The organism is Herbihabitans rhizosphaerae, from assembly GCF_004216555.1.
Classification (GTDB): Bacteria; Actinomycetota; Actinomycetes; order Mycobacteriales; family Pseudonocardiaceae; genus Herbihabitans; species Herbihabitans rhizosphaerae.
Window position 1 is genome coordinate 1 of the sequence record NZ_SGWQ01000010.1, and the last position, 24758, is coordinate 24758.

The following is a 24758-nucleotide window of genomic DNA, read 5'->3' on the forward strand; positions in this document are numbered from 1 at the left end:
TAACCAGACCACCCATACCAGTCAATTTAACGCGGCGTGTTCAACATTCCATGGAACCAACAAAGCTTAACTTAGTGGTATTGACCAGAATGGACCGACGCACACCACATCATCCACTGGATCGACGGCGGAATAACCTCGGCAGAACTCATGACCTTGCTCTGCCGATACCACCACACCACCGTTCACGAACAAGACTGGGAAATCGTCATGCGCGATGGGATCCCCTACTACATCCCGCCTGCATGGGTAGATCCGACGCGCAAGCCGATCCGAAATACGATCCACATCGCCGTGTGAACGGCGAATCAGCGGTGGCCGCCCCAGTCGTGGCCGTAGCGCTTGCGCTCCTCGCGCCAGTCGTCGCCGAACAGCGCGCCGCCGATCAGGATCACGAGCACGGGCAGCAGGAAGATCAGCCACACCTTCACGACGGTGAAGAACAGCACCACTGCCAGCACGCCGGACAGCGGAACGAGTGCGGCGTAGGCGCGGTGCGCGACCGGCCGGTCATCCCACCGCTCTGCCGGATTGGATCGTGGTGCCGCCACCGACGACTTGCGCGCCGGCAGCGCGTCGAAGCGCGGGCGCGGGTCGGGCAGATCGGAGAACAGCTCCAACAGTTCGCCGCGGGTGCGCACGGTCGACACCTTCGCCGTGCGCTCGCCGTACTCCTCCAGGTCGAGCCGCCCGGAACTCATGTGTTCGCCCAGCGCCCGCACCGCGTCCTCACGCTCGGCGTCGCTGATCCGGATCTCGTCACCCGGCCGCTCGTTCACTCTTCCGATACTACGGCCGTTTCGGAGCTAGTCCTTGATCTCGAGCAGGGCGGCACCCTGGCTGACGGTCGCGCCGATCTCCACGGACAGGCCGGTGACCGTGCCGGACTTGTGCGCGTTGACCGGGTTCTCCATCTTCATCGCCTCGAGCACCACGATCAGCTCGCCCGCCTCGACCTGCTGGCCGTCCTCGACGGCGATCTTCACGATGGTGCCCTGCATCGGTGCGGTCACCGCGTCACCGGACGCCGCCGCGGTGCTCTTGCCACCGGCGCGCTTGCGGGGCTTGTTGGCCTTCGCCGTCCCGACACCACCGGCGGCCGCCGCCAGGTTCGCCGGCAGCGACACCTCCATCCGCCGGCCGCCGACCTCGACGACCACGTTCTGCCGCTCGTCGTCCTCGGTCTCCGCGTCGGCGCCACCGGTGAACGGCTCGATCGTGTTGTCGAACTCCGTCTCGATCCACCGCGTATGCACCGAGAACCCGTTCTCGCCGCCGATGAACGCCGGGTCGTCCACGATCACCCGGTGAAACGGCAGCACCGTGGCCATGCCGTCCACCTGGAACTCCGCGAGCGCGCGCCGCGACCGGGCCAGCGCCTCGGCGCGGTTCTCACCGGTCACGATCAACTTCGCCAGCAGCGAGTCGAACTGGCCGCCGATCACGGTGCCGGCCTCGACACCGCCGTCCACCCGCACGCCGGGGCCGTCCGGCGTCACGTAGGTGACCACCGTGCCGGGCGCTGGCAGGAAGTTACGTCCGGCGTCCTCGCCGTTGATCCGGAACTCGATCGAGTGGCCGCGCGGCTCCGGGTCCGAGTCGAACCGCAGCTTCTGGCCGTCGGCGATCCGGAACTGCTCGCGCACCAGGTCGATCCCGGTCGTCTCCTCCGACACCGGGTGCTCGACCTGCAGGCGCGTGTTGACCTCGAGGAAGGAGATGGTGCCGTCCGTGCCGACCAGGAACTCCACCGTGCCGGCACCCGAGTAGCCGGCCTCCGCGCAGATCGCCCTCGCCGAGGAGTGGATCGTGTCCCGCTGCTCCGCCGTGAGATAGGGCGCCGGCGCCTCCTCGACCAGCTTCTGGTGCCGCCGCTGCAGCGAGCAGTCGCGCGTCCCGACGACCACGACGTTGCCGTGCTGGTCGGCCAGCACCTGCGCCTCGACGTGCCGCGGCTTGTCCAGATACCGCTCCACGAAGCACTCGCCGCGCCCGAACGCGGACACCGCCTCGCGCGCCGCCGAGTCGAACAGCTCCGGGATCTCCTCGATCGTGCGCGCCACCTTCAGACCGCGTCCGCCGCCGCCGAACGCCGCCTTGATCGCCACGGGCAGCCCGTGCTCCTCGGCGAACGCGACGATCTCCTGCGCACCGGACACCGGCTCCTTCGTGCCGGGCACCAGTGGCGCGCCGGCGCGCATCGCGATGTGCCGCGCGGTCACCTTGTCGCCAAGGTCGCGAATGGCCTGCGGCTTCGGGCCGATCCAGGTCAGCCCGGCGTCCAGTACGGCCTGCGCGAACTCCGCGTTCTCGGACAGGAACCCGTAGCCAGGGTGCACGGCGTCCGCGCCGGACCGCCTGGCCACGTCGAGCAGCTTGTCGAACACCAGATAGCTGTCGGCCGCCGTGCTGCCGCCCAGCGAGAACGCCTCGTCGGCCAGGCGCACGAACGGCGCGTCCCGGTCCGGATCGGCGTAGACCGCCACGCTGGCGAGCCCAGCGTCCCGACAGGCCCTGATGACCCGAACCGCGATCTCCCCGCGGTTGGCGATGAGCACCTTGCGCAACGAGGTGAGCCCCCGCGCGTTCGCCGACTCGGCCACGCCTTCTCCTCCTACGGCTCTGAACGCCCTACGTACCGGGCGCGCTGCTGGGCTTCGAGGCAGTTTACGTAGTGGTAGCCAACTGTGAACCGAGAGACGCCTCACGTTAGGGGCCGTTCGACGCCTCACTGGGGTGAGGGTTGCTCGGTATCGTCAACGGGTCGGAGGGAGGTTGATCACAGTGCCACTCGAGCGGTCAGGCCGTACACCGCGCTCGGTGATCGTGGCCGTCGTGCTGTCCGCGCTGGTCGCGGGCGGTGCCATGGCCGGTGCGGCGGCTCTGCGTGCCCGTTCGGCCGACTCCGGGACACCGCCGGTCGCCGACGCGCCGCCGTCGGTGCCGGTGGAGGGTGACAACGGCTGCCGGGTCGAGCCGTGCCAGACGCTCACCACGGTGCCGGTGCCGGGCGGCAGCGTCGAGCTGATCGCGGACAACGGCGGGCGCTCCGGCCGGCTGAAGATCAACGGCTCGTCGTCGTCCAGCCTGGTCGAGATCACCATCACCAACCGGGGCGTCGTGCTCACCAACCAGTCGCTGCAATGCCTGTCGCTGTCCATCTCGGCGTGCCTGGTCAGCGGTACCGGCGAGGGCGGGCGGGTCGGCGAGGTGGTGGTCGGCCGGTCCGGAAGCTGGAACGGGCAGGCGCAGCCGTACTTCTCCGACGCCGACTACCTCGGCCTCACCGACGTGCGCGGCGACGGCACCCCCGACGTGGTCACCGTGCAGCACGACTGCGGCACCCGCAGCCGCTGTACGGGCGCACCCGTATTCGCCCAGGTCTACGGCCTGGACGGGCAGGAACTCGGCTGTACCCGCACCTTCACCCGGCTGACCCAGCTGCCGGGGTGGCCCTCCGTGAAGCCCACCCCGGTACAGCTCAAACCCTGCGACTGAGCCGGTCAGACGGTGGCCGGCTCCTTATCTTTGGGCGTGGCCGTCTCGCCGTCGTCGGACAGCAGCGGCGGGCCGGTCGGGGTGGCCAGCACCTCGTCGTCGATCAGGCCTTCACCTCGGGCGACGACCACCGGGATGGCGATCTGCCCGGCCACGTTCGTGGCGGTGCGGATCATGTCCAGGATCGGGTCGATGCCGATCACGATGGCGAGGCCGGTGGCGATCACCGGCGCCGGCAGGTCGACCGCGCCCAGGGTCAGCGTGAGCATGGTGAACCAGCCCGTGGTACCGGCCGTGGCCAGCGCGCCGAACACGGCGACCAGCACGATCAGGAAGTAGTCGGCGATCGACAGCCCGACGCCGAACAGGTTCGCGATGAAGATCGTGGCGATCGCGGGGTAGACCGCGGCGCAGCCGTCCATCTTCGTCGTGGTGCCCAGCGGCACGGCGAAACCGGCGTACCCGGGGTCCACGCCCAGGTTGACCGCGGTCTGTCGGCTCAGCGGCAGCGTGGCACCGGAGGACCGGGACACGAACGCGAACTGCAGCGCCGTCCACGCCTTGGCGAAGAAGATCCGCGGGCTCACCTTGCCGATCGTGCGCAACAGGATCGGGTACACGATCAGCAGCACGATCAGGGTGCCCACGTACACCGCGACGATCAGCGACAGCAGCGGCTTGAGGAACTGGTTGCCGTAGCTGGCGAACGCGGTGCCGATCAGGCCGAGCACGCCGATCGGGGCGAGCAGGATCACCCAGTGCAGCACCTTCTGGATCACGTCGAACGCCGAGCGGTTGAAGTTCACGAACGGCGCGGCGCGCTCGCCGAGCGCGAAGGTGGCCGCGCCGACCAGCAGCGCGATGAACACGACCTGCAGGATCTTGCCCTCGGTGAACGCGCTGAACACGTTGTCCGGCACGAGGCCCTCGAGGAACGCCGACCAGGAGCCGTGCTCGCGGGCGGCGATCTTGTCCACATTGGACTTGGACGGCGTGACCTGCACGCCCGTGCCGAGGTCGGTGATCAGGCCGATCGTGATGCCGATGAGTACGGCGATCAGCGAGGTGAGGCCGAACCACATCAGCGTCTTGCCGCCGAGCCGGGCCGCGGTGCGCGCGCCGCCGAGCCTGCGCAGGCTGTTGATGCCCACCACGATCGCGGTGAATACCAGCGGGATCACGGTGAACTGCAGCAGGTTGGTGAAGACCGTGCCGATGGTGTCGAGCGTGGTGGTGAGCCACTCCGATCCGGTGTCCTTGGCGATGAAGCCGAGGATCGCGCCGATCACCAGGCCGGCGAGCACGGACAGTCCGAAGATCAGGTTGCGGCGTGAGCCCGGCCGTCTCGCCGGATTGGTCGTCGCGGTGGACACAGGGAACTCCTTGGGATGCAAGGGAAAGACGTGAAAAGAGGGCGGCGGGTCAGCGTGCACACAGCGAGCTGGCCTGCCGTCGGAGATCGACATGCAGGCGCTCGGTCAGGAGAACGCGAGGGCACCTCATCACCGAGTATCTAACCTCGGAGTGGTCTGAACCCTTCCCCCAGAAGGATGAATGTGCTCGCCGTCTCGCTATGTGGACACCTGCTGGGACCACAGGTCCACGACACGGACCCCGACCTCGGCGAGCAGGCGGCGGGTCAGCGGCAGGCTGATCCCGACCACGCTGGACGGATCGCCCTGGACACCGGCCACGAACCACCCGCCCAGCCCGTCCAGGGTGAACGCGCCGGCCACGGCCAGCGGCTCGCCGGTCGCCAGGTAGGCGTCCAACTCGGCCTCGCTGACCTCTCCGAAGTGGACGGTCGTGCGCATGGTGCCGACGGCGGACTTGACCACCGTCGAGCCCTCGACGCGCAGCACCGCGTGCCCGGTGAGCAACTCACCGGTGGCGCCGGACATGCGCAGCCACCGCTCGCGGGCCACCTCGACGGTGCGCGGCTTGCCGACCAGGGCGCCGTCGAACAGGAACATCGAGTCGCAGCCGACGATCACGCCGTCGGTCACCCCGCCGGCGACGGCCCGCGCCTTGGCGTCGGCCAGCGCGGTCACCACGTCCTCCGGCGCGGGGTCGGTCAGCGACGCCTCGATCGCCTCCTCGTCCACACCGGACACCCGCACCTCGGGTTCGACCCCGGCGGCACGCAGCAGGTTGAGCCTTGCCGGTGAGGCGGAGGCGAGGATCAGGCGCACGCGTCGCACGATAGCCGTGTCCTTGTGGCCGTGAGATGCGCGGGGGAGTATCGAGGACATGGCTCCCACCACGAAGTACGGCACGTGCAACCTGTGCGAGGCGATGTGCGGGTTGGAGATCACCGTCTCGGGCACCGACGTGGTGTCGATCCGGGGTGACGCGGCGGACCCGTTGTCCCGTGGGCACATCTGCCCCAAGGCGGTGGCGCTCGGCGACCTGTACGGCGATTCCGACCGGCTGCGCAAACCCGTGCGCCGCACCGCCGACGGCTGGGTGGAGATCGGCTGGGACGAGGCGTTCGACGAGGTCGCCGAGCGGCTCGCGGAGACCAGGAAGGAGCACGGCGCGAACGCCGTCGCCGCCTACCTGGGCAACCCGAACGTGCACAGCCTCGGCGCGATGACGCACGGCGTGGGGCTGTTCCTCAAGTCGTTGGGAACCAGGAACCGGTTCTCCGCGACCTCGGTCGACCAGTTGCCGCACCAGTTCGTGGCGATGCTGATGTACGGGCACCAGTTCCTGCTGCCGATCCCGGACATCGACCGCACCGAATACCTGCTCGTGCTCGGCGCGAACCCCATGGCGTCCAACGGAAGCCTGATGACCGTGCCGGACTTCGCCAAGCGCCGCAAGGAGTTGCGCGATCGCGGTGGGCGGATGGTGGTGTTCGATCCTCGTCGTACCGAGACCGCGAAGATCGCCGACGAACACCACTTCGTGCGGCCGGGGACCGACGCGGTGCTGCTGCTGGCGATGCTGCACACGATCTTCGACGAGGGACTGGTCAGCTCGGCGTCCTATGTGGACGGTCTGGCCGAGGTGCGCGCGGCGGTCGCCGACTTCACTCCCGATCGCGCGGCCTCGGTGACCGGTGTGCCGGCCGGCGACATCCGCCGGATCGCGCGCGAGTTCGCCACCGCGCCGGCCGCCGCCTGCTACGGCCGGGTCGGGCTGTCCACCCAGCGCTTCGGCGGTGTCGCGCAGTGGGCCGTGCAGCTGATGAACATCGTGACCGGGAACCTGGACCGGCCGGGCGGCACGATGCTGACCACGCCGGCGGTGGACATCGTCGGGCGCGGCGTGATCGGCAAGGGCCACTTCGACGTGTGGCGCAGCCGCGTGCGCGGGCTGCCCGAGTTCGCCGGCGAACTGCCGGTGGCCGCACTCGCCGAGGAGATCAGCACGCCCGGCAAGGGGCGCATCTCCGCGCTGGTGACCGTCGCCGGCAACCCGGTCGCGTCCACTCCGGACGGTGTGGCGCTGGACAAAGCGTTGGGGGAGCTGGACTTCATGGTCGCCGTCGACTTCTACGTCAACGAGACCACCCGGCACGCGGACATCATCCTGCCGCCGACCAGCGCGCTCGAACGCGATCACTACGACCTGGTGTTCCACGCGCTGGCGGTGCGCGACACGGCGAAGTTCTCGCCGGCCGTGTTCGCCAAGCCGGAGGGCACCAAGCACGAGTGGGAGATCTTCACCGAGGTGACCAGGCGGTACCGGCGGCGGGTGCCCGCACGGAAGCTGGCCAAGCGGCTCAGCGAGGCGTTCCTGATGCGGGTGTCGCCGACCAGGGTGGTCGACCTGGCGCTGCGGGCCGGATCGCCCCGGCTGTCACTGCGCACCCTGCGGCGCAACCCGCACGGCGTGGACCTCGGTGCGTTGCGGCCGAGGCTGCCGAAACGCTTGTACACCAAGGACAAGCGCGTGCACGCCGCGCCGGCCGAGCTGCTGGCGGACCTGGCCAGGGTGCGCACCGAGCTGTTCGACGGCCGGCGGCAGGACGGCGAGCTGCGCCTGATCGGCCGCCGGCACGTGCGGGACAACAACTCGTGGATGCACAACTCGGCGCGGCTGACCAAGGGCCGGCCCCGGCACCAGCTGCTGATCCACCCCGACGACCTGGCTGAGCGCGGGCTGACCGACGGGCAGACCGTGGTGGTCGCATCCCGTGTCGGCAAGGTGGAGGTCGAAGCACTCGCCACGACCGACGTGATGCCCGGCGTGGTGAGCCTGCCGCACGGGTTCGGTCACGGGCGGCGCGGCGGCGTGCGGATGGCGGTGGCCACCGAACTGGACGGCGTGAGCATCAACGACCTGACCGACCCCGAGTACCTGGACACGCTCACCGGCACCAGCGCACTCAACGGAGTGCCGGTGAGCGTCACCGGAGCCTGATCAGCGGAAGCGTTCGACGGCCCGCAGGTCGCGCGGCGATGTCGGGGTCGGCAGGCCGCGGGTCGAGACGAGCGGTGCGGCCGTGGCGCCGTCCAGCTTGCCGATCAGCGGCAGGCTGACCGTGGACCGGGCCAGGTCGAACTTCAGCTCCGGGGAGCCCGGCACGCCGCTGATCCAGCCGGCGTCCGTGCCGCCGATGATCAGCGCGAGCTGGTGGCCCTTCGGGATCACGCGGTCGGTGGTGGCCAGGTTGAACGTCATCGTGTACGCCTTGCCCGGCTGCAGATCTTCGCGCTGCGACAGCGACTTGTAGTGCCCGAGGTCCGCCCAGCCTCGGCTGATCACGTCCCGGTCCACCTGCGTGGTGTCGGCCGCCGTGTCGCCGTAGGACGCGCTGTCACCTTCGCGGTCCTCACCCCAGCTCGAGCGGGTGCTCAGGTCCTTGATGCCTTCCTTGTCGCCCGTGTAGTCGCGCGTGGTGGCCGGCCCGTAGTCGACCAGCACCGCGGTGAGCCGTGCCGCCTTGATGTTGGGCGTGACGGTCACCGTGATCGAGGTCGTGCCGGAGACCCGCACGTCCTCGGTCAGCGCGCCGGTCGTGAACAGCGCGCGGTTGGCCGCCGGCCGGTCCGGCGACGCGGCCCAGGCTTCGTGGTCCTGCTGCTGGTTGTCCTTCACGGTCGCGGCGGCGCCCGGTGCCGGCGCGGCGGTGCCCAGCGTGCCGAGGCCGGCCTGGCTGCCCGGCGTGCCGTGCAGCTTCGTCGGCGTCACGGTGTTCGCGGCCCACTCCGGCTCGTCCACCCACTGGTCCGGCGTGCGTTCGATGGTCGCGCCGGGGCCGGTGTCCACGCTCTTGCCGAGCAGGTGCTTGTCGAACCAGCGGTGCAGCGTGTCCACCCACTCCTTGCGGCGGAAGTCGAATGGGTCCACGTGCCCGGTCTGGGACAGCCAGATCTTGCGCTGCGTGCCGGCCGGCAGTGCCGACCAGTACTGGCCGAACTGGCCGGACTTCACGTTCAGGTCGTTGATGCCGTGCACCACGAACACGCTGGCCTTGACGTTCGCGGCCGTCTCGACGTAGTTCCGCGCCGTCCACACGGGAGTGACGTCGCCGTTGCTCGGCGCGCCGGAGTCCATCTCCTGGTAGACCTGCTGGCAGTTCCGGTTCGCGGCGTCGTTGTCGACGTGGCTGGCCAGGCCGCTCGGCGGGTCCTCGCGGGTCGGCACGCCGGCCGAGCGGTAATAGTCGTACCAGGAGCTGATCGCCGCGATCGGCACGATCGTCTTCAGGCCCTCGACGCCGGTGGACGCGACGCCGTTGGCGATCGTGCCGTCCCACGACTTGCCGATCATTCCGGTGGCGCCGGTGGACCAGTCGGCCTTCATCTCGGTGCCGCCGCTCGGCGCGGAGTAGCCGCTGGCCTTGCCGTTGAGCCACTCGATGACCTTCTTGGCCGACTCGACCTCGAACTTTCCGCCGACGTCGGAGCAGCCCGTGGACCGCGCCGAGCCGGACAGGTCGACCAGCACGACGGCGTATCCGCGCGGCACGAAGTAGTTGTCGTAGAACAGCGGGAAGCCGACCGGCCGGCCCTGCTGGTCGTAGTTCTTCTTCTGCGACTCGTTGCCGCGCCCGCAGCAGTGGTAGTACGGGCTGGCGTCCATGATCACCGGAACCTTGGTGGCGGCGTCGGTCTTCGGCCGCACGATGTCCGCGGCGACCCGGACGGTGCCGCCGCCCGGGTTCGGCTGCCCGGTGTCAACCCAGACGGTCTCGTTGACCGCGTCCGCGTAGGCGTGCACCGGCTGGGACGGTCGCGCGGCCGTCTCCTGGGTCGGCGCGGCGCTCGCGGTGGTCGGAATCGCAAGCAAGCCAAGGGAAAGCGCGATCGCGGCGAGCACGACGAGAGGCCCGCGGCGGCGCAGACTGGTCCGCATCACCGGAACGTAGCGCACGAGCGCGCACGAGGGCAGCGACCTTAGTCGGGTTCACGCTCTGGTCACGGCGAACATGAAACAGCCGTGGCCGATGTTGCGGCTGTGCACCTGGACGGCGGACGCGTCGGCGAACAACTCGGCGATCATCGCCTCCGGATCGGACCCGTCGTGCACCCGCGTATCGACGATCCATCCGCGCTGGTCATAGCTGCGCAGCACCTGCCGCCGCCCGTACCACGGACACGGATAACCCTGGTGCGAGGTGCCCGCACACGCGTCGTCGTGCGCGAACACCGCGCCGATCTCGCGGTACGGGCTCGCCGGGTCGATCGGCGGAGCGTAACCGAAGAGGATCAGCTTCTCGCCGGGCCGCGCGTCGTTCAGGCAGCAGCGCACCGGCTCACCGCCGTCGGCCGTCACCCGCACGATCGGATTGCTGGACACGTCGCGCCCGGTCGCCCGCACCTCATCGAGTACGGCCGGCGGGATCGCGTGCACCTGAAACCTCGTCATGCCGTCGAGCCTGCCCCGCCGCAGGGCCTCCTGCTGGCGGCGATCAGACGTGGCTCTCCGACCGGCGGTGCTTCGGCCGTGGACAACGCCGTGCCGCCCCAGAACTTGACACCGCACCAAGTCCCCTTCGCGTACTTTAGCCCGCTAAAGTCCCGCGCCCGCGGAGAATGCGCAGGTCAGGGGTGATCAACAGGCCGCAGAGAACGTGAGGGTGATCCACGTCAGGAGGTGCGTGGTGGCACGGTCACACTCACGGCCCGTTCAGCGCACAAAGGGAGTGCTAGCGGGGTAGACCAGAGGCCCGCCACGCTCCCGGACCGTGCTGCTGCGGCCGGCGCAGGTGGGCCGCGCGATCCGACCACGTCGAGCGCGGCTTCTCTTCCGGCTCGGCCGGGCCGCTCGCCGCGATTCCGGCCACCACCGCGGTCAGCGCGGCCAGCTCCGCGTCGTCCGGTGTTCCCCGGACCACGCGCAGCAGGGGCCGCTCGGGTGTGTCGGTCATAGCGGGATGTTCCCGTGCTTCTTGGGCGGCAGCGTCTCCCGCTTGTCGCGCAGCAGACGCAGCGCGCGGGCCACGTAGCCGCGGGTGTACGACGGCGGGATCACCGAGTCGACATAGCCGCGCTCGGCCGCCACGTACGGGTTGCACAGCGTGTCCTCGTACTCCTGGATCAGCTCCGCGCGCAGCGCCTCGACGTCCTTGCCGTCCTCGGTCGCCTGCGCCAGCGTCTTGCGGTGCACGATGTTCGCCGCGCCCTGCGCGCCCATGACCGCGATCTGCGCGCTCGGCCAGGCCAGGTTGACGTCCGCGCCGAGGTGCTTGGAGCCCATCACGTCGTACGCGCCGCCGTAGGCCTTGCGGGTGATCACCGTGACCAGCGGGACGGTCGCCTCGGCGTAGGCGTAGATCAGCTTCGCGCCGCGCCGGATGATGCCGTTCCACTCCTGGTCGGTGCCGGGCAGGAAGCCGGGCACGTCCACGAACGTCAGCACCGGCACGTTGAACGCGTCGCAGGTGCGCACGAACCGCGCGGCCTTCTCCGACGCGTCGATGTCCAGGCAGCCGGCGAACTGGGTCGGCTGGTTGGCCACGATGCCGACGCTGTGGCCCTCGACGCGGCCGAAGCCCACCACCACGTTCGGTGCGAACAGCGGGTGCACCTCGAGGAACTCGCCGTCGTCGAGCACCCGGGTGATCACCTCGTGCATGTCGTACGGGGTGTTCGCCGAGTCCGGGATCAGCGTGTCCAGCTCGCGGTCGGTCTCGGTGATCGCGTCGGAGATGGACGCGTCGGCCGTGTCTTCGGTGTCGAATACCGGCGCCTCGGACAGGTTGTTGGACGGCAGGAAGCTGAGCAGCTCCTTGACGTAGGAGATCGCGTCCTGTTCGTCGGCGCCCATGTAGTGCGCGTTGCCCGACTTGGTGTTGTGCGAGCGCGCGCCGCCGAGCTCCTCGAAGGTCACCTCCTCGCCGGTGACCGTCTTGATCACGTCGGGGCCGGTGATGAACATGTGCGAGGTCTTGTCGACCATCACCACGAAGTCGGTGATCGCCGGGGAGTACACGTGCCCGCCGGCGTTCGCGCCCATGATCAGCGAGATCTGCGGGATCACGCCGGAGGCCTTCACGTTGCGGGTGAAGATCTCGCCGTACAGGCCGAGGGAGACCACGCCTTCCTGGATGCGCGCGCCGCCGCCTTCGTTGATGCCGACGATCGGCCGGCCGGTCTTGATCGCCAGGTCCATCACCTTGACGATCTTCTCGCCGTAGACCTCGCCGAGTGAGCCGCCGAACACGGTCACGTCCTGGGAGAACACGCATATCGGGCGACCGTCGACGGTGCCGTATCCGGTGACCACGCCGTCGCCGTACGGACGGTTCTTCTCTTGCCCGAAGTTCATCGAGCGGTGCCTGGCCAGCTCGTCCAGCTCCACGAACGAACCGGGGTCGAGCAGCATGTCGATCCGCTCGCGGGCGGTCATCTTGCCCTTGGCGTGCTGCTTCTCCACCGCTCGGGCGGATCCGGCGTGCACCGCCTCGTTGTTGCGGCGGTACAAATCCGCGAGCTTGCCGGCCGTGGTGTGGATGTCCGGCTCGGCCTCTCCCTCGGTGGGGACCGGGCCGAGTGGCTCCGTCGCGCTGCTCATAGAGAGGCAGAGTAGCTACGGAAACCCGTAGTGGTCTGCCCCAGTTGCCCACGTCACGCCCCTTAGTGAGGTACGTATCAAGTGGAGTCGGCACGTGTGGGCGGGTGTCTCTAGGCTGGGCGGGTGGACGGGACCGGCAACACCCTTGACCAACTGGAGCTGGCGCGGCGGTTGTCGCCCGCGTACGCGGCGGTGGAGGTGGTCGGCTCGACCGGGTCCACCAACGCCGATCTGCTGGCCGAGGCGCAGCGGGGTGCGGCTGATCGCACCGCGCTGATCGCCGAGGAACAGACGGCGGGCCGCGGCCGGCGATCGCGCGAGTGGGTGTCGCCGCGCGGGTCCGGCCTCTATCTCTCCGTACTGCTGCGGCCGGTGGACGTCCCGCCGTCGCAACTGGGCACGTTGTCTCTGGTCGCCGGGCTGGCGTTGGCCCGCACGGTTACCGGGCTGGGCGTGGACGCCGTACTCAAGTGGCCCAACGACCTGCTCGCCGGGCCGGCGCGCGCCAAGTGCGCCGGCGTGCTGTCCGAGGTGGACCCGGCGTCCACCACCGTCGTCGTGGGGATCGGGCTGAACGTCACGCCGCTGAGTACCGAGGTGCCGGCCGGCGCGGGCGGGCTGCCCGCGACCTCACTGGCCGCCGAGGGCGCGCGCGACACCGATCGCACCGAGGTGGCGGTGGCGCTGCTGTCCGCGTTCGCCGAGCTGGAGCTGGCGTGGCGCCACGGCGGCGGCGATCTCGAGCGCGCCGGCCTGCTGGACGAGTACCGCGAGCGCTGCGTGACGCTGGGTTCCGAGGTGCGGGTGGAGCTGCCGGACGCCGCCGCGATCACCGGTGTCGCCGCCGACGTGGACGGCTCTGGCCAGCTGATTCTCGACGCCGGTGACACCAGGAAGACGGTCTCCGCCGGCGACGTCGTCCACCTGCGGGCCAACAGCGGGTGAAGATCGTGCCCCGAGTTCGCTGAACCGGCCGACGGGTCCATACTCACACCGGTACGGTTACCGCGAATTTCGACGGTGGCGTGTCAAAGGGAGGACACCGTGGCCTATCCGGATGACCTGCTCAGCGAGGGCGAGACGGTCGTACTCCACAAGCATCCGCACTGGAAGATGCTGCTCGTCCCGTTCGTCGTCCTGATCGTGACGTTGGCGATCGGCATCTGGCTCGGCATCCTGGTCCAGGACGCCGAGTCGCCGTGGAACAACATCGGCCTGATCGCGATCGGCGTGGTCGGTCTCGGCCTGATCGTGTGGCTGTTCCTGATCCCGTTCGTGCGCTGGCGCACCACGCACTTCATCGTCACCACCGACCGGGTGATGGCGCGTGAGGGCGTGATCAACCGAACCGGCATCGACATCCCGCTGTCGCGCATCTCCAGCGTGCGGTTCGAGCACGGGCTGATCGACCGGATCGTCGGCTGCGGCACGCTGATCATCGAGTCCTCCTCGCAGGAGCCGCTCGAGTTCGACGACATCCCCAAGGTGGAGAAGGTGCACACCCTGATCTACCGGGAGGTCAACGACAACCCGAACGACGACTTCCACCGCCAGGGCGCGCCCGGGTTCGAGCAGCAGGGTGGATTCGAGCAGGGCGGGCCGGCCCCGACCCAGCAGTACACCCAGCCCGACCAGGGCGGGCGCGGCCAGGGACGGCGTTGACCGCCAGGGAGCTCGGGCTGCCGGCGCGGGTGCCGGGCGGTGAGCTCCCGGAGCGGGTGCGCGTCTGGGAGGTCGGCGCTCGGGACGGACTGCAGAACGAGCAGTCGGTCGTTGACGTCGGGGTGAAGCTGGAATTCCTCGACCGGTTGGCCGACGCCGGTCTGAGCACGTTGGAGGCGACCAGCTTCGTGCACCCGAAATGGGTGCCGCAGCTGGCCGACGCCGAGGAACTGCTGGCGCGACTGTCCAGGCGGGACGGTGTGCGCTACCCGGTACTGGTGCCGAACGAGCGTGGGCTGGACCGTGCGCTCGCGGCCGGCGTCCAGCACATCGCGATCTTCGGCAGTGCCACGGAGACGTTCGCCCAGCGCAACCTGAACCGCACCCTGGACGGGCAGTTCGCGATGTTCGAGCCGGTGGTGTCGCGCGCCAGGGCCGAGGGGCTGGACGTGCGCGGGTACGTCTCGATGTGCTTCGGCGATCCGTGGGAGGGACCGGTCGACGCCGCGCAGGTGATCTCGGTCGGCAAGCGGCTGGTCGACATGGGCTGCTCGCAGCTGTCACTCGGCGACACGATCGGCGTGGCGACACCCGGCCAGGTGGAGGCGCTGCTCGCCGGGTTCGTGGACGCCGGGGTCGACCTCGACGCGCTGGCCGTGCACTTTCACGACACCTACGGCCAGGCGTTGTCCAACACGCTGGCCGCACTGCGCGCCGGAGTGTCCACTGTGGACTCCTCGGCCGGCGGGCTCGGCGGCTGCCCGTACGCCGAGTCGGCCACCGGCAACCTGGCCACCGAGGACCTGGTGTGGATGCTGGACGGGCTGGGCGTCGAGCACGGCGTCGACCTGGACAAGCTCGCCGACACCAGCGCGTGGATGGCGCAGCGGCTCGGCCGGCCGTCCCCGTCCCGCGTGGTACGAGCCTTGCGGGGCTGACTGGCCAGATCTGACCTTTCCGAGAAAATCTCCAGGCGCGGGGAACCGGCCCGGTTCACACTGCGTCGAACGCGGGGACCGACCAGCATGTCCGTCGTCGGACAGCGCGTGACTCGGAGGTGGCCGTGGGCCCTGATCTCTCGGCAGACCACCAGGCGGAAGTGGATGGACTGCTCGCCGAGTACCGCCGAAGTCGCGAGCAACTCGCCGCCGTCCAGCAGGAGCTCGCCGCCATTCGGGTCACCGCGAGCACCGAGGACGGCGGGATCACCGTCACCGTCGGGCCGCAGGGAACGCTCACCAACCTGGTGATCACCGACGCCGCTCACCAGCGGTACCGGGCCGCCGAGCTGGCCGCGATCGTGGTGCGCCTGGCGACTGCCGCCGCGGCACAGGCGTCCGAGCGGGCCGCGCGCACCCTGACACCGGTGCTGCCCGCCGACAGCGACCCGGCCGCCGTGTTGCGCGGCACGGCCGACCTGTCCGACGCGGAGATCGCGCCGAAGAAGCCCCCGCCGTCCGAGGAGAGCTTCGAGGACGTCCCGACCTGGATGGACACCCGCGACGGGAGGCCCCCGTCATGACCGATGGCGGTTTTCAGGCCGACGGCGAGCGGATCGTCAGCGAGGCCGGCGAGTTCGGCCCGCTGGCCGACCGCGCCGCGACGATCCACAAGGAGTTGAACGCGGCACTCGAATCGGCCGGGCCGTGCTGGGGTGACGACGAGGTCGGGCGCAGCTTCGCCGCCGCGCACACCGCCTCCGCCGACACCGCGCTGGGCGACCTCGGCGGGCTCGCCGAGAAACTCGGCGACGTCGGCAGCCGGTACACCGCCGCCGGCCACACCTACACCGACGTCGAGGAGCGCGGCGAACGCCGGTTCCGCGCGCCGGGCCAGCAGGCCTGAGGGGGACGGGATGGGGATCGAGCTGCCCAAGGAGCTCGCCGGTGTCGCCGCCGACACCGGGGTCACCTGGCCCAAGGCCGACGAGGAGGCCATGGGTCGCACCGCGGCGGCGTGGCGCGAGGCCGGCGAGAAGATGACCACGCTGGTCGGCGACGCGGACAACGCGGCCCGCAGGACGCTCGGCAACGTCGAGGGCGACGCCGGCGGCGCGGCTCGCGAGCACTGGTCGAGCTTCGTCAAACCGGACACCGGACATCTGCCGGCCGCCGCGCGCGGGTGCACCGACGCGGCCGACCGGCTCGACCACGCGGCCAACCAGGTCGGCGCCGCCAAGGTCGAACTCGTGCGCGAGCTCGTGTCGCTGGCCAAGAACAAGGACGCCGCACAGAGCGCGGCGGGCGCCGGCTTTCCCGGTGCGCTGGCCGGTCTGGACACCGCGACCCGGGGCGCGGCGGCGAACGTCGCGCACCTGAACACCCAGCTCGTCGAGTCGGTGCGGCCCGGGTCCGGCGTGGACATCGGCGATGTGGGCAAGCTGGTGGACGTCAGCCCCGGCGTACACGCCCAGCCGGTGGTCGACGCCGTGTTCGACACCGAGGTGGGCGCCGGCCACGCGGTGAGCGCCACCGTCAGCGGGATCGGCCAGGAAGCCGGTCTGGCCGTGGCGGCCGACCCCGGATCGACCGGCCCGATCACGGTCGGCGGTCCCGGTGGGAGTGCGTTGCCGGGCGTCGTCTCCTCGGAGGCGCCCACACCGGCCACCGGTCTCCCGGCGGTCGGACGGCTGCCGAACGAGGTGCAGAGCGTGCACGCGTCGCTGGCCGCCCCACCGGTGCAGCCGCCGGCCGTCGCCCCCGGCCCGCCGCCCCCGTTGGCGCCCCCGCCGCCACCCGTGGCCGGCGCGCCCATGGGACCGGTTGGCCCCGTTGGCCCGATGCCCGCCGGCCCGCTCGCGGCCGGACCCGCGGCGCCGGTACCGGCACCCGCGCCGGGAGCCGTGCCGCAAGGACAGCCGCCCGCGCGACCGGGGGACCGGCAGCACGTCCACCGCTTCGGGCCGGACCCGTACGCGCCACCGGCACCTCCGCCGCCACCCCCGCCACAGCCGCGAGAGCCGAGGGACAACCTGGTCGCGCTGTTCCTGGTGCACATGTTCCCGATTGGCCACCTCCCGGTCGCCTCGAACCGCCCGGCCCGGCAGATCCCGCCGCCGCCGGCCGAGCGGGACTACGCGGCGGGCCTGCGGTTCGCGCCCGACGATCACCCCGAGTCGGCGCTGATCGACGCGCTGCCCCGGCTGGCCGAGGTGCGCGAGGGTGCCGAGGTGGTCGTCTCCGGCCCCGGGCTGCACGTGGACAGCCCGATCGTGGCCGGTCTGTCCGAGGGCTACGACCCGCTCGGCGATCAGCACGAGCGGGACTGGGACCGCCGGTTCCTGGTGCGCTGGACCGAGAACGGCGCCGAGTACGCGTGGCCGCCCGGCGAGCTGTACCCGGAGGGTGGCACCGACGCCGGCGAGCCGGAGGTGCTCGACGAGGGCGCGGTGATCGACCGGCTGGGCACCCCGGAGGGCCGCGTGTTCGCGCCCGCGGGGACCGGCTACCCGCGGCGCGCCCTTCCACCGTCCCATATGGACAGTGGTTACCGGTGCTATCAAGTGGCGCGGCCGGTCCCGGTGTGGCGGGCCGCGTGCGCACCGTGGTTCGCCCAGCCCGGCGGCGGGATCCGTTACCGCACAACGCATTCCGCGATCGACCTGATCACCATGGGCTACCTGCTGGACATCACCGACGAGATCGCCGGAGGACGAGCGTGAACGCCGAGTCGATCACCGAATGGCTGGACGCGATCGGGGTGCCGCGCGAGGTCGTGTCGGTCGGCACCGAGCGGGACAACGCCTGGTGCCTGCTGGCCGACGAGGAGCCGGACCCGGACGGCAACGTCGCGTGGGAGGTGTTCTGGCGCGAGCAGGGCAACCGCTACGACTGGGCGCGGTTCACCAGCGAGCACGTCGCCTGCCACTACCTGTTCGGGCGGCTGACCTGGGCGCAGGTCGTGCGCGGCGCGGTCGGCGTGCTGTCAGACAAGAAGGCGGACAAGAAGCCGTCAGGGCAGCCGTAGGTGCTCCAGCGCCGCCTCGTGCAGGTGGCCGTTGGTGGACAGCGCCGACCCGCCGTCGAACCGGGCGGCGCCGGACAGGTCGGTGAACGTGCCGCCGGCCTCGGTCACCAGCACCTGCAGCGGCGCCACGTCCCACGGGTTCACGATCGGCTCGGCGGCCACGTCCACCGCGCCCTCGGCGACCAGGCAGTGCTGCCAGAAGTCGCCGAACGCCCGGCTCTCCCAGCAACTGTCCACAAAGGACAGATACGCCTCGAGTGTGTGGTACCGCGCCCAGGAGGCCAGATCGGTGGTGCCCACGTAGGCGTCGGCGAGGTCGGTCACGCCGGACACCGAGAGCGGCACCGGCTCGCGGTCGTCGACCGTCATCCATGATCCGCCGCCGAGGCAGGCCCACCACCGCCGGTGCATCGCGGGCGCGGACACCACGCCGACCACCGGCGAACCGTCCACCGCGAGCGCGATCAGCGTCGCCCAGACGGGTACACCTCGCAGGAAGTTCTTGGTGCCGTCGATCGGGTCCAGCACCCAGGTGCGGCCGGACGTGATCTCGCCGCCGCGCTCCTCGCCCGCGACCGTGTCATGTGGACGGTCGAGGGCCAGCAACTGGCGCACGGCGTCCTCGACGGCGAGGTCCACGTCGGTCACCGGCGTGCGATCCGGCTTGCTGGTGACCCTCAGATTCTTGGCGACGAACCGCGAATGAGTGATCTGGTCGGCCTCGTCGGCCAGCCGCTGAGCCAGCGCCAGGTCCGCGGTGAAGTCGGTGGACACGGGATGATCGTAGAGTTGACCCGTGAGCGTCGTGCTGCTGGCCGAGGACGACTCGGCGATCGCGGACCCGCTGTCGCGCGCGCTGCGCCGCGAGGGCTACGACGTGCTGGTGGTGGCGGAAGGGCACGCCGCGCTGGAGGCCGCCACCGGCACCGGAGTCGACCTGCTGGTGCTCGACCTCGGTTTACCGGGAATGGACGGGCTGGACGTGTGCCGGCGGCTGCGCGCCGCGGGCCACGGTCTGCCCGTGCTGATGCTGACCGCGCGCGCCGACGAGGTGGACTTCGTGGTCGGCCTGGACGCCGGCGCCGACGACTATGTGGCCAAGCCGTTCCGGCTGGCCGAGCTGCTGGCCCGGATCCGCGCGCTGCTGCGCCGGCGGTCGCCCGGCACGATCGAGGTCAACGGCGTGCGGATGGACCTCGGCGCGCGACTGGTCACTGTGGACGGTGCGGAGATCTCCTTGGCCAACAAGGAATTCGAGCTGCTGCGGGTGTTGCTGCAGCGCGCCGGTCAAGTGGTCACCCGGGAGGAGATCCTGTCCGAGGTGTGGCACACGCCGGAGCTGAAGACCTCCAAGACGCTGGACATGCACATGTCCTGGCTGCGCAGAAAGATCGGCGGTGCGGGGCCGGAGCAACGCATCGCCACCGTGCGCGGTGTCGGCTTCCGCTTCAATGCGGTTTAACCGACAGCGGATCGTGCCCGAGATGACGCGGCTCTCGTGTCAAGCAGCCGCACCTAAGGGGAACGTGACGCAACTCAGCCACGGTGACGACGCAACCGCAGCTGGCGGCGAAAGGCACCCAATACTGGGGAATCGCGGGGAGGCGGGCTAGTGCGCCGTCGGATTCTGCTGTCGATCCTGCTCGCGGTCGCGGTGACCGCGTGCGCGCTGGGCATTCCGCTCGGCTACACCGCCGTGCAGATCGTGGGCAGCCTCACCCGCGACGACCTGGTCGCCCGCGCCCAGCGCATCGCGGCCACGCTGGACGACGAGATCGCCAGCGGGCACACGCCGGACCTGGCGCGGGTGGCGGTCGCGGTGCCGCAGGACGGTCGGCTGGTCGTGCGGCTGCCGTCCACCGGCGAGCTGGTGCACGGTCCGGACCCGGGCTCCGACCCGGTCACCGAGCAGGTGCCGATCGTCCAGCAGGGCACGGTCACGCTGCTGGTGCCGTCCGGGCCGATGCACACCCGGCAGGCGCAGGTCGCGGCACTCGTGGCGCTGGTGATCGTGCTGACCGTGGGCATCGGCACGGGGGTGGCGACGGTGACCGCGCGCCGGCTGTCCTCGCCGTTGCGGCACGTGGCGGACCGGGCGTCGCGCCTGGGTGCCGGCGACTTCCGGCGCGACGGCAAGCGCTACGACATCGGCGAGCTGGACATGGTGGCCGACGCGCTGGACACCTCGGCCCGCGCGCTGGCCCAACTCGTGCAGCGCGAGCGCGAACTGGTCGGGGACGTGTCGCACCAGCTGCGCAGCCGGCTCACCGCGCTGCAACTGCGGCTGGAGAACCTGGCGCTGGCCCACGATGGCGCGCCGGAGGAGGCCAGCGCGGACGCGCGTGAGGCGGTGGAGCAGGCCGAGCGGCTGTCCGAGGTGCTCGACGAACTGCTCGCGGCGGCGCGCGCGGCCCGTGCGCTGGACGCCGAGCCGGTGGACCTGGGCATCGCGCTGCCGAAGATCGCCGACGAGTGGCGCGATCCGCTGCGCGCCGAGGGGCGGGCGCTGCGGATGCGGCTGCAGGACGGGCTGCGGGTGAAGGTGGCGCCGGCACGGCTGCGCGAGGTGATCGGCGTGCTGCTGGACAACGCGCAGCGGCACGGCGCCGGAACGGTAACTGTTTCCACCCGAAAGGGTGATGTGACCGCGGTGATCGAGGTGTCCGATCAGGGCCGTGGCGTGCCGGACGAGCTGATCGCGCACATCTTCGATCGCGGTGTCTCCGGCGGCGGATCGACCGGTCTGGGTCTGTCGCTGGCCCGCGCACTGGTCGACTCCGACGGCGGGCGGCTGGAGCTGTCGCAGGCCCGGCCGGCCGAGTTCTCGGTGTTCCTGCCGGTGGCGCGGGCGGACGCGCTGCCGAGCGTGCGCTGGCCGTCGGATCCCTCCCCTCGGTGACTCGCACCCGAGTACGATCAGTGCCCACCAGGTCAACAGGGAGTCGCGGTGGGCACAGCTCGTCGAGTCAAATGGATCAACTGGGCGAGATCGTGGGTCGCTCGCCGGCGCTATTACGCGCTGCTCGCCGGCGTGCTGCTCGTGGCGGTCGTGGTGCTGCTCGCGCTGTGGCGCACCAGCGAGGGCGACAACAAGGACCTCACTCTCAACCTCGGTTCCGAACTGATCGGAACGGTCATCGTGCTGTTCGTGATCACGCCATTCCTGGCCAGGGCGGACCGGAAGGTCGACGCGATTCTCGCCAGGTTCGACCACGACGCGTTCATCAGGCAGGCCGCGGACGCGAAAGAGCACATCAGGATCCTCGAACTGTGGACCGATCTGCTCCAGGCTGAATTTCAGCGCCGCTTTCTCGCCGCGGTCGGGGAAGCGCTTTCCGTGAACGCCGAGGTGCGCATTCTGCTGTTGGACCCCGACTCGCGGGCGGCGCAGCAGCGTGAAGACGACCTGCAGCACAGAATCGACGTCGACGACAGCATCCTGCAGAATCTTCGGACCCTGCACGAGTTCCAGACGAAATGGGGCGGCCACCGGATCGACATCCGGGTCTACCGCGCCATGCCGTCGGTGCAGATGTACCAGGTCGACGACCACATGCTGGTGTCGTTCTATCCGACGAAGGTGACGTCGTGGGATTCGACCCAGTACCAGACGGGCCCGACCGCGCACCTCGGAATTTTCGTGGACACCAAGTTCGAGGAGCTGTGGACGGCGGATTCCACCAGAACGCTCGAGCAGCTCTGGACGGTTGTTCTCGAGGATGAGGGAAACGGTCGGCAGCACAGTCTGCCGTTCGTGTCGATCGGCGGGAGCATGTACGTCGGTGGGCTGAAGGTGGACAGCAAGAATCTGCGGAGCATCATGGACGGGCAGCCGTTCAAGGTGGTCGAGAACGACACGGACAAGAAGCGGCCCTGCTCGCTGAAACCGCTCGAACCGACAGCCGAGGCCGAGACGGCGGTACAGGAATTGTTCACGCGGAAATACGGCGCGAAGCACCAGGATCTGATTTTCGAACTGGTCCCGCTCAGCGGCTGAAAAGGCCGGGACGGGACGGGTGGTACCGAGTGTGCATCGGGTCCTTGCCGCCCACGAGCGCGGCCAGCACCGCCTCGGCGATCGCGGGCGACTGCGCGAAACCCCCGGTGTTGTGCCCGCCCGTCACCACCAGAGCTCCGCCGTCCGGCATCGGAATCGTCTCGAACACCCCGAGACACGTGGCGGTCCACGGCCGCACGCAGTGCCGCCGGCTGCGCTCGAGCAGCCCGCTGCGCACCGCGGCCGCGTGCGCCTTGGGGAAGAACCGCAGGATCGTGTCCTCGAGGGCGTCGAACAGCACGTCCAGCTCGGCACCGTCGATGTTGGTCGGATCGGCGCCGGTCCAGCCGTATCCGGCGCCACAGACGAGCACCGGCTCGCCGTGCTCGCCGGTGCCGAGCGTCACGTTGGTCTCCTCGGCCCGGTGGCCCTCGCGGGAGATCTTCACCGAGTGGTCGAGCATCGGCTCCACGTTGGGCACGGTGAGCCAGACGCCGAGCATGCCCTGGACCAGCTCGTGCGACGCGGTGCCGCGCAACACCTCCCGCCCGTACGCGCCAGGCGACACCACGATGTTCGGCGCGCGCAGCACCTCGCCGTCCACCACGACCCCGTCGGCTACTCCGGGTGAGGCCCATGCGATGCCGGAAACCGTCGTGCCCCAACGGAATCGGGCACCCTCCGCTTCGAGCAGACCGACCAGCTTCTCCACGAACTCGTGGATGTTCACGGTGAACCCGACGACCTCCAGCCCGCCGGCCACGGTGCCGTCGCCGCACGCGTCCGCCAGTGCCGGATAGCCGTCGCGCACCTGGTTCGGCGTGAGCACCGTGCGGATCGCGCCGACCTTCTCGTTGCGCGCCACGTGCCACCGGTAGTACTCCTCGTCGGAGTACAGCCGCAGGATCACGTCGCGGTAGCCGGTCGTCTCGAACAGGTCGGGATCCGAGGCCAGCAGCCGGGTCCACCCGTCGCCCGCCCTGCGGTTCACCTCGAAGATGTCGGCGTTGTAGTTGTCGGCGAGCCACGGCGGCAACTGGTGGAACTCCTCGGCCCAGCGCAGCTCCGTGTCCGACAGGGAGCGTGCGAGCCGCCAGCCGCCGTCGGACACCGGGCGGGTGAGCAGGTCGTTGGAGGCGCCGTCCGCCGTCCGGGCACGCGAGTTGTAGCTGTCCGCCTCGGTGAGGGTGAACATCCGGCCGTCGCCCCCACCTCGGGTGCACCCGTAGGCCGTCCAGGGCGCGCCGTCCCTCGGATCAGGCGCGGCGTCGCACACCAGCACGTCGTGGCCGGCACGCAGCAGGGTGAGCGCGCTGACCAGGTTGACCACGCCGGCACCGACCAGGATCGTCGAGCGACCAGCGGCTGACCCCAGGTGAACCGGCAGCGCGTCGGCCAGCACGCGCTCCGCGTCGGGGTCAGGAGTGGCCAAGCTCTTCCTCCGCGTCGTCGGACTGCACGCTGCTCCGCCGGCGCCGTCCCAGCTCGTCAGGGAACACCCAGCGCTTGAAACCCCAGAACCGGAAGAACATCGCCAGCAGCATGCCGATGATCGAGCCGGACAGGAAGTCGGCCAGCTCCTGGGCCCACAGCGCCACGTACGGCGTCTCCAGGTCCAGCCAGTACCGCGAGATGTACGGCGGGATCAGGTTGATGATCACGCCGCCCGCGCTGATCAGGAAGAACAGCGCCGCCTCGTGGTGCGTCTCGCGGCCGCCCCTGGTGCGGAACGACCACTCCCGGTTGAGCACGTAGGACACGATCGTGGCGACGATGATCGCGATCGCCTTCGCGGTGATCGGCTTGCTCTCCAGGACCGTGAACTTCAGCAGGTACCAGATACCGTTGTCGATGATGAACGTCGTGCCGCCGACCACGGCGAACTTGAGCAGCTCGCGGTGCTTGATGAGGATCGAGCGGATGGGCTCCGGGACTCGAGAGAGCACGGTCTCGACGACGGTCACGCCGGCAGTCTACGGAGCGTCAACTCGCGTCCGCCGGCATGTCCGGGAGAACTCAGGGAGATATCAGGGGAGGCCTCAGGCCGCGCGCTCGTCGGCGTCCGGCAGAGCGGTGACGGTGGCCCGGCGGCGCGCCGACCGTGCGCTGCGCTCGCGCGCGTTCTCCTGGGGGAACACCCACTTCTTGAACGCCCACCAGCGGAACACCGTGGTGATCAGCGTGCCGATGATGATGCCGCTGACGAAGTCCGCGACCTCCTGGCTGACCAGCGACACGTGCGGCACCTGGTTCTGCAGCACGTACCGCGACACGGCAAGCGGCAGCGCGTTCAGCGCCACACCGATGCCGCTGATCAGGAAGAACAACGCCGCCTCGTGCGGCCGCTCCCGGCCGCCGCGGGTGCGAAACGACCACTCGCGGGACAGCACGTAGGACACGATCGTCGCCACGATCACCGCGACGGACAGCGCCGTCACCGGGTTGCGGGACAGCACGGTCAGCTTCAGCGCGTAGTTGACCACGTTCGTGATCACGAAGCAGGTGCCGCCCACCGCCGCGAACTTCAGCAGTTCGCGGTGCTTGATCAGGCGGGACCTGATCGGCTCCGGTAGCCGCGCGAGAATCCAGTAAATCCCCCGCGGCCCCGTGCTCGTGACGGTGTTGGTCACCGTTTCCGTGCCGTCGGCCATGGCACCGGAGCTTA

The 24758-nt window shown here is 70.1% G+C and carries 26 protein-coding genes; 13 read left to right on the forward strand and 13 right to left on the reverse strand.

Annotated features, from left to right (window positions below; genetic code table 11):
- Nucleotides 1-150 precede the first annotated feature (150 nt).
- Nucleotides 151-300 carry a hypothetical protein gene (locus tag EV193_RS33500; RefSeq protein ID WP_165401495.1) on the forward strand — a complete coding sequence of 50 codons (150 nt, stop codon included), beginning with the start codon at nucleotides 151-153 and terminating at the stop codon, nucleotides 298-300.
- An 8-nt stretch (nucleotides 301-308) separates the two neighbouring features.
- Here EV193_RS33500 and EV193_RS24915 read toward each other — a convergent pair whose 3' ends face one another.
- Nucleotides 309-779, reverse strand: coding sequence for a DUF1707 SHOCT-like domain-containing protein (locus tag EV193_RS24915; RefSeq protein WP_130347054.1), 471 nt, complete (start codon nucleotides 777-779; stop codon nucleotides 309-311).
- A 27-nt stretch (nucleotides 780-806) separates the two neighbouring features.
- Nucleotides 807-2603 carry an acetyl/propionyl/methylcrotonyl-CoA carboxylase subunit alpha gene (locus EV193_RS24920; RefSeq protein ID WP_130347056.1) on the reverse strand — a complete coding sequence of 599 codons (1797 nt, stop codon included), beginning with the start codon at nucleotides 2601-2603 and terminating at the stop codon, nucleotides 807-809.
- Nucleotides 2604-2820: 217 nt separating this feature from the next.
- Between EV193_RS24920 and EV193_RS24925 the strand changes: the two genes are divergently transcribed.
- Nucleotides 2821-3498, forward strand: a complete 678-nt coding sequence (locus EV193_RS24925; RefSeq protein ID WP_130347058.1) for a hypothetical protein — start codon at nucleotides 2821-2823, stop codon at nucleotides 3496-3498.
- Nucleotides 3499-3503: 5 nt separating this feature from the next.
- Here EV193_RS24925 and EV193_RS24930 read toward each other — a convergent pair whose 3' ends face one another.
- From EV193_RS24930 to EV193_RS24935, 3 genes are all read right to left on the reverse strand, one after another.
- Entirely contained in the window at nucleotides 3504-4871 is a 1368-nt protein-coding gene (locus EV193_RS24930; RefSeq protein WP_242613648.1) for a dicarboxylate/amino acid:cation symporter, read from the reverse strand.
- A 49-nt stretch (nucleotides 4872-4920) separates the two neighbouring features.
- Nucleotides 4921-5001 (reverse strand): putative leader peptide, encoded by an 81-nt coding sequence (locus EV193_RS34810; protein WP_423202222.1) that lies wholly within the window; start codon nucleotides 4999-5001, stop codon nucleotides 4921-4923.
- A 68-nt stretch (nucleotides 5002-5069) separates the two neighbouring features.
- The gene (locus EV193_RS24935; protein WP_130347514.1) at nucleotides 5070-5690 is read right to left on the reverse strand and encodes a Maf family protein; all 621 of its coding nucleotides are present in this window, start codon (nucleotides 5688-5690) and stop codon (nucleotides 5070-5072) included.
- Nucleotides 5691-5748: 58 nt separating this feature from the next.
- On the opposite strand from EV193_RS24935, the gene EV193_RS24940 reads away from it, so the two are divergent.
- The gene (locus EV193_RS24940) at nucleotides 5749-7869 is read left to right on the forward strand and encodes a molybdopterin-dependent oxidoreductase (protein ID WP_130347062.1); all 2121 of its coding nucleotides are present in this window, start codon (nucleotides 5749-5751) and stop codon (nucleotides 7867-7869) included.
- Here the strand turns inward: EV193_RS24940 and EV193_RS24945 are convergent, their stop codons facing one another.
- From EV193_RS24945 to EV193_RS24960, 4 genes are all read right to left on the reverse strand, one after another.
- The gene (locus EV193_RS24945) at nucleotides 7870-9807 is read right to left on the reverse strand and encodes a Xaa-Pro dipeptidyl-peptidase (RefSeq protein WP_130347064.1); all 1938 of its coding nucleotides are present in this window, start codon (nucleotides 9805-9807) and stop codon (nucleotides 7870-7872) included.
- A gap of 51 nt (nucleotides 9808-9858) precedes the next feature.
- Entirely contained in the window at nucleotides 9859-10320 is a 462-nt protein-coding gene (locus tag EV193_RS24950) for a DUF1203 domain-containing protein (RefSeq protein ID WP_130347066.1), read from the reverse strand.
- A 280-nt stretch (nucleotides 10321-10600) separates the two neighbouring features.
- Complete coding sequence (locus EV193_RS24955) at nucleotides 10601-10822, reverse strand: acyl-CoA carboxylase subunit epsilon (protein ID WP_130347068.1); 222 nt, start codon at nucleotides 10820-10822, stop codon at nucleotides 10601-10603.
- On the reverse strand, nucleotides 10819-12468 hold the full coding sequence (locus EV193_RS24960) for an acyl-CoA carboxylase subunit beta (protein ID WP_130347070.1): 1650 nt from the start codon (nucleotides 12466-12468) through the stop codon (nucleotides 10819-10821). Before EV193_RS24960 ends, EV193_RS24955 begins: the two co-directional genes overlap by 4 nt.
- A gap of 123 nt (nucleotides 12469-12591) precedes the next feature.
- Between EV193_RS24960 and EV193_RS24965 the strand changes: the two genes are divergently transcribed.
- The 7 genes from EV193_RS24965 (at nucleotide 12592) to EV193_RS24995 (ending at nucleotide 18096) form a co-directional block, all read left to right on the forward strand.
- Nucleotides 12592-13413, forward strand: a complete 822-nt coding sequence (locus EV193_RS24965) for a biotin--[acetyl-CoA-carboxylase] ligase (protein ID WP_242613649.1) — start codon at nucleotides 12592-12594, stop codon at nucleotides 13411-13413.
- A 99-nt stretch (nucleotides 13414-13512) separates the two neighbouring features.
- Entirely contained in the window at nucleotides 13513-14130 is a 618-nt protein-coding gene (locus EV193_RS24970) for a PH domain-containing protein (RefSeq protein WP_130347072.1), read from the forward strand.
- Nucleotides 14127-15068: a hydroxymethylglutaryl-CoA lyase gene (locus EV193_RS24975; protein ID WP_130347074.1), complete on the forward strand. Its 942-nt coding sequence runs from the start codon at nucleotides 14127-14129 to the stop codon at nucleotides 15066-15068. The genes EV193_RS24970 and EV193_RS24975 overlap by 4 nt, the downstream gene beginning before the upstream one ends.
- 125 nt (nucleotides 15069-15193) lie before the next feature.
- Nucleotides 15194-15652 carry a YbaB/EbfC family nucleoid-associated protein gene (locus tag EV193_RS24980; protein ID WP_130347076.1) on the forward strand — a complete coding sequence of 153 codons (459 nt, stop codon included), beginning with the start codon at nucleotides 15194-15196 and terminating at the stop codon, nucleotides 15650-15652.
- Entirely contained in the window at nucleotides 15649-15975 is a 327-nt protein-coding gene (locus tag EV193_RS24985; protein WP_130347078.1) for a hypothetical protein, read from the forward strand. The genes EV193_RS24980 and EV193_RS24985 overlap by 4 nt, the downstream gene beginning before the upstream one ends.
- Before the next feature lie 10 nt (nucleotides 15976-15985).
- Nucleotides 15986-17791 carry a TNT domain-containing protein gene (locus EV193_RS24990; protein ID WP_130347080.1) on the forward strand — a complete coding sequence of 602 codons (1806 nt, stop codon included), beginning with the start codon at nucleotides 15986-15988 and terminating at the stop codon, nucleotides 17789-17791.
- The gene (locus EV193_RS24995) at nucleotides 17788-18096 is read left to right on the forward strand and encodes a hypothetical protein (protein ID WP_130347082.1); all 309 of its coding nucleotides are present in this window, start codon (nucleotides 17788-17790) and stop codon (nucleotides 18094-18096) included. The genes EV193_RS24990 and EV193_RS24995 overlap by 4 nt, the downstream gene beginning before the upstream one ends.
- On the opposite strand, the gene hisN is transcribed toward EV193_RS24995, so the two are convergent.
- Entirely contained in the window at nucleotides 18082-18870 is a 789-nt protein-coding gene (gene hisN, locus EV193_RS25000; protein WP_130347084.1) for a histidinol-phosphatase, read from the reverse strand. The genes EV193_RS24995 and hisN overlap by 15 nt on opposite strands.
- A 22-nt stretch (nucleotides 18871-18892) precedes the next feature.
- Between hisN and EV193_RS25005 the strand changes: the two genes are divergently transcribed.
- The 3 genes from EV193_RS25005 (at nucleotide 18893) to EV193_RS25015 (ending at nucleotide 22093) form a co-directional block, all read left to right on the forward strand.
- Nucleotides 18893-19558, forward strand: a complete 666-nt coding sequence (locus EV193_RS25005) for a response regulator transcription factor (protein ID WP_130347086.1) — start codon at nucleotides 18893-18895, stop codon at nucleotides 19556-19558.
- Between the two features lie 150 nt (nucleotides 19559-19708).
- A complete protein-coding gene (locus tag EV193_RS25010) occupies nucleotides 19709-20995 on the forward strand; it encodes an ATP-binding protein (protein WP_130347088.1) in 1287 nt (428 codons plus the stop codon).
- A gap of 48 nt (nucleotides 20996-21043) precedes the next feature.
- Entirely contained in the window at nucleotides 21044-22093 is a 1050-nt protein-coding gene (locus EV193_RS25015) for a hypothetical protein (protein WP_130347090.1), read from the forward strand.
- Here EV193_RS25015 and EV193_RS25020 read toward each other — a convergent pair.
- From EV193_RS25020 to EV193_RS25030, 3 genes are all read right to left on the reverse strand, one after another.
- Nucleotides 22083-23525 carry an NAD(P)/FAD-dependent oxidoreductase gene (locus tag EV193_RS25020; RefSeq protein ID WP_165401496.1) on the reverse strand — a complete coding sequence of 481 codons (1443 nt, stop codon included), beginning with the start codon at nucleotides 23523-23525 and terminating at the stop codon, nucleotides 22083-22085. The genes EV193_RS25015 and EV193_RS25020 overlap by 11 nt on opposite strands.
- On the reverse strand, nucleotides 23512-24057 hold the full coding sequence (locus EV193_RS25025) for a GtrA family protein (RefSeq protein ID WP_130347094.1): 546 nt from the start codon (nucleotides 24055-24057) through the stop codon (nucleotides 23512-23514). The genes EV193_RS25020 and EV193_RS25025 overlap by 14 nt, the downstream gene beginning before the upstream one ends.
- A gap of 75 nt (nucleotides 24058-24132) precedes the next feature.
- Nucleotides 24133-24744, reverse strand: coding sequence for a GtrA family protein (locus EV193_RS25030; RefSeq protein WP_130347096.1), 612 nt, complete (start codon nucleotides 24742-24744; stop codon nucleotides 24133-24135).
- Between the last annotated feature and the right edge of the window lie 14 nt (nucleotides 24745-24758).

What these genes read in the sequence shown, in the direction of transcription:
- EV193_RS33500 (WP_165401495.1), top strand. Translation starts at nt 151, where the DNA reads ATGACCTTGCTCTGCCGATACCACCACACCACCGTTCACGAACAAGAC.
- EV193_RS34810 (WP_423202222.1), bottom strand. Translation starts at nt 5,001, where the DNA reads ATGAGGTGCCCTCGCGTTCTCCTGACCGAGCGCCTGCATGTCGATCTC.
- EV193_RS24940 (WP_130347062.1), top strand. Translation starts at nt 5,749, where the DNA reads ATGGCTCCCACCACGAAGTACGGCACGTGCAACCTGTGCGAGGCGATG.
- EV193_RS24945 (WP_130347064.1), bottom strand. Translation starts at nt 9,807, where the DNA reads ATGCGGACCAGTCTGCGCCGCCGCGGGCCTCTCGTCGTGCTCGCCGCG.
- EV193_RS24950 (WP_130347066.1), bottom strand. Translation starts at nt 10,320, where the DNA reads ATGACGAGGTTTCAGGTGCACGCGATCCCGCCGGCCGTACTCGATGAG.
- EV193_RS24955 (WP_130347068.1), bottom strand. Translation starts at nt 10,822, where the DNA reads ATGACCGACACACCCGAGCGGCCCCTGCTGCGCGTGGTCCGGGGAACA.
- EV193_RS24960 (WP_130347070.1), bottom strand. Translation starts at nt 12,468, where the DNA reads ATGAGCAGCGCGACGGAGCCACTCGGCCCGGTCCCCACCGAGGGAGAG.
- EV193_RS24985 (WP_130347078.1), top strand. Translation starts at nt 15,649, where the DNA reads ATGACCGATGGCGGTTTTCAGGCCGACGGCGAGCGGATCGTCAGCGAG.
- EV193_RS24990 (WP_130347080.1), top strand. Translation starts at nt 15,986, where the DNA reads ATGGGGATCGAGCTGCCCAAGGAGCTCGCCGGTGTCGCCGCCGACACC.
- EV193_RS25030 (WP_130347096.1), bottom strand. Translation starts at nt 24,744, where the DNA reads ATGGCCGACGGCACGGAAACGGTGACCAACACCGTCACGAGCACGGGG.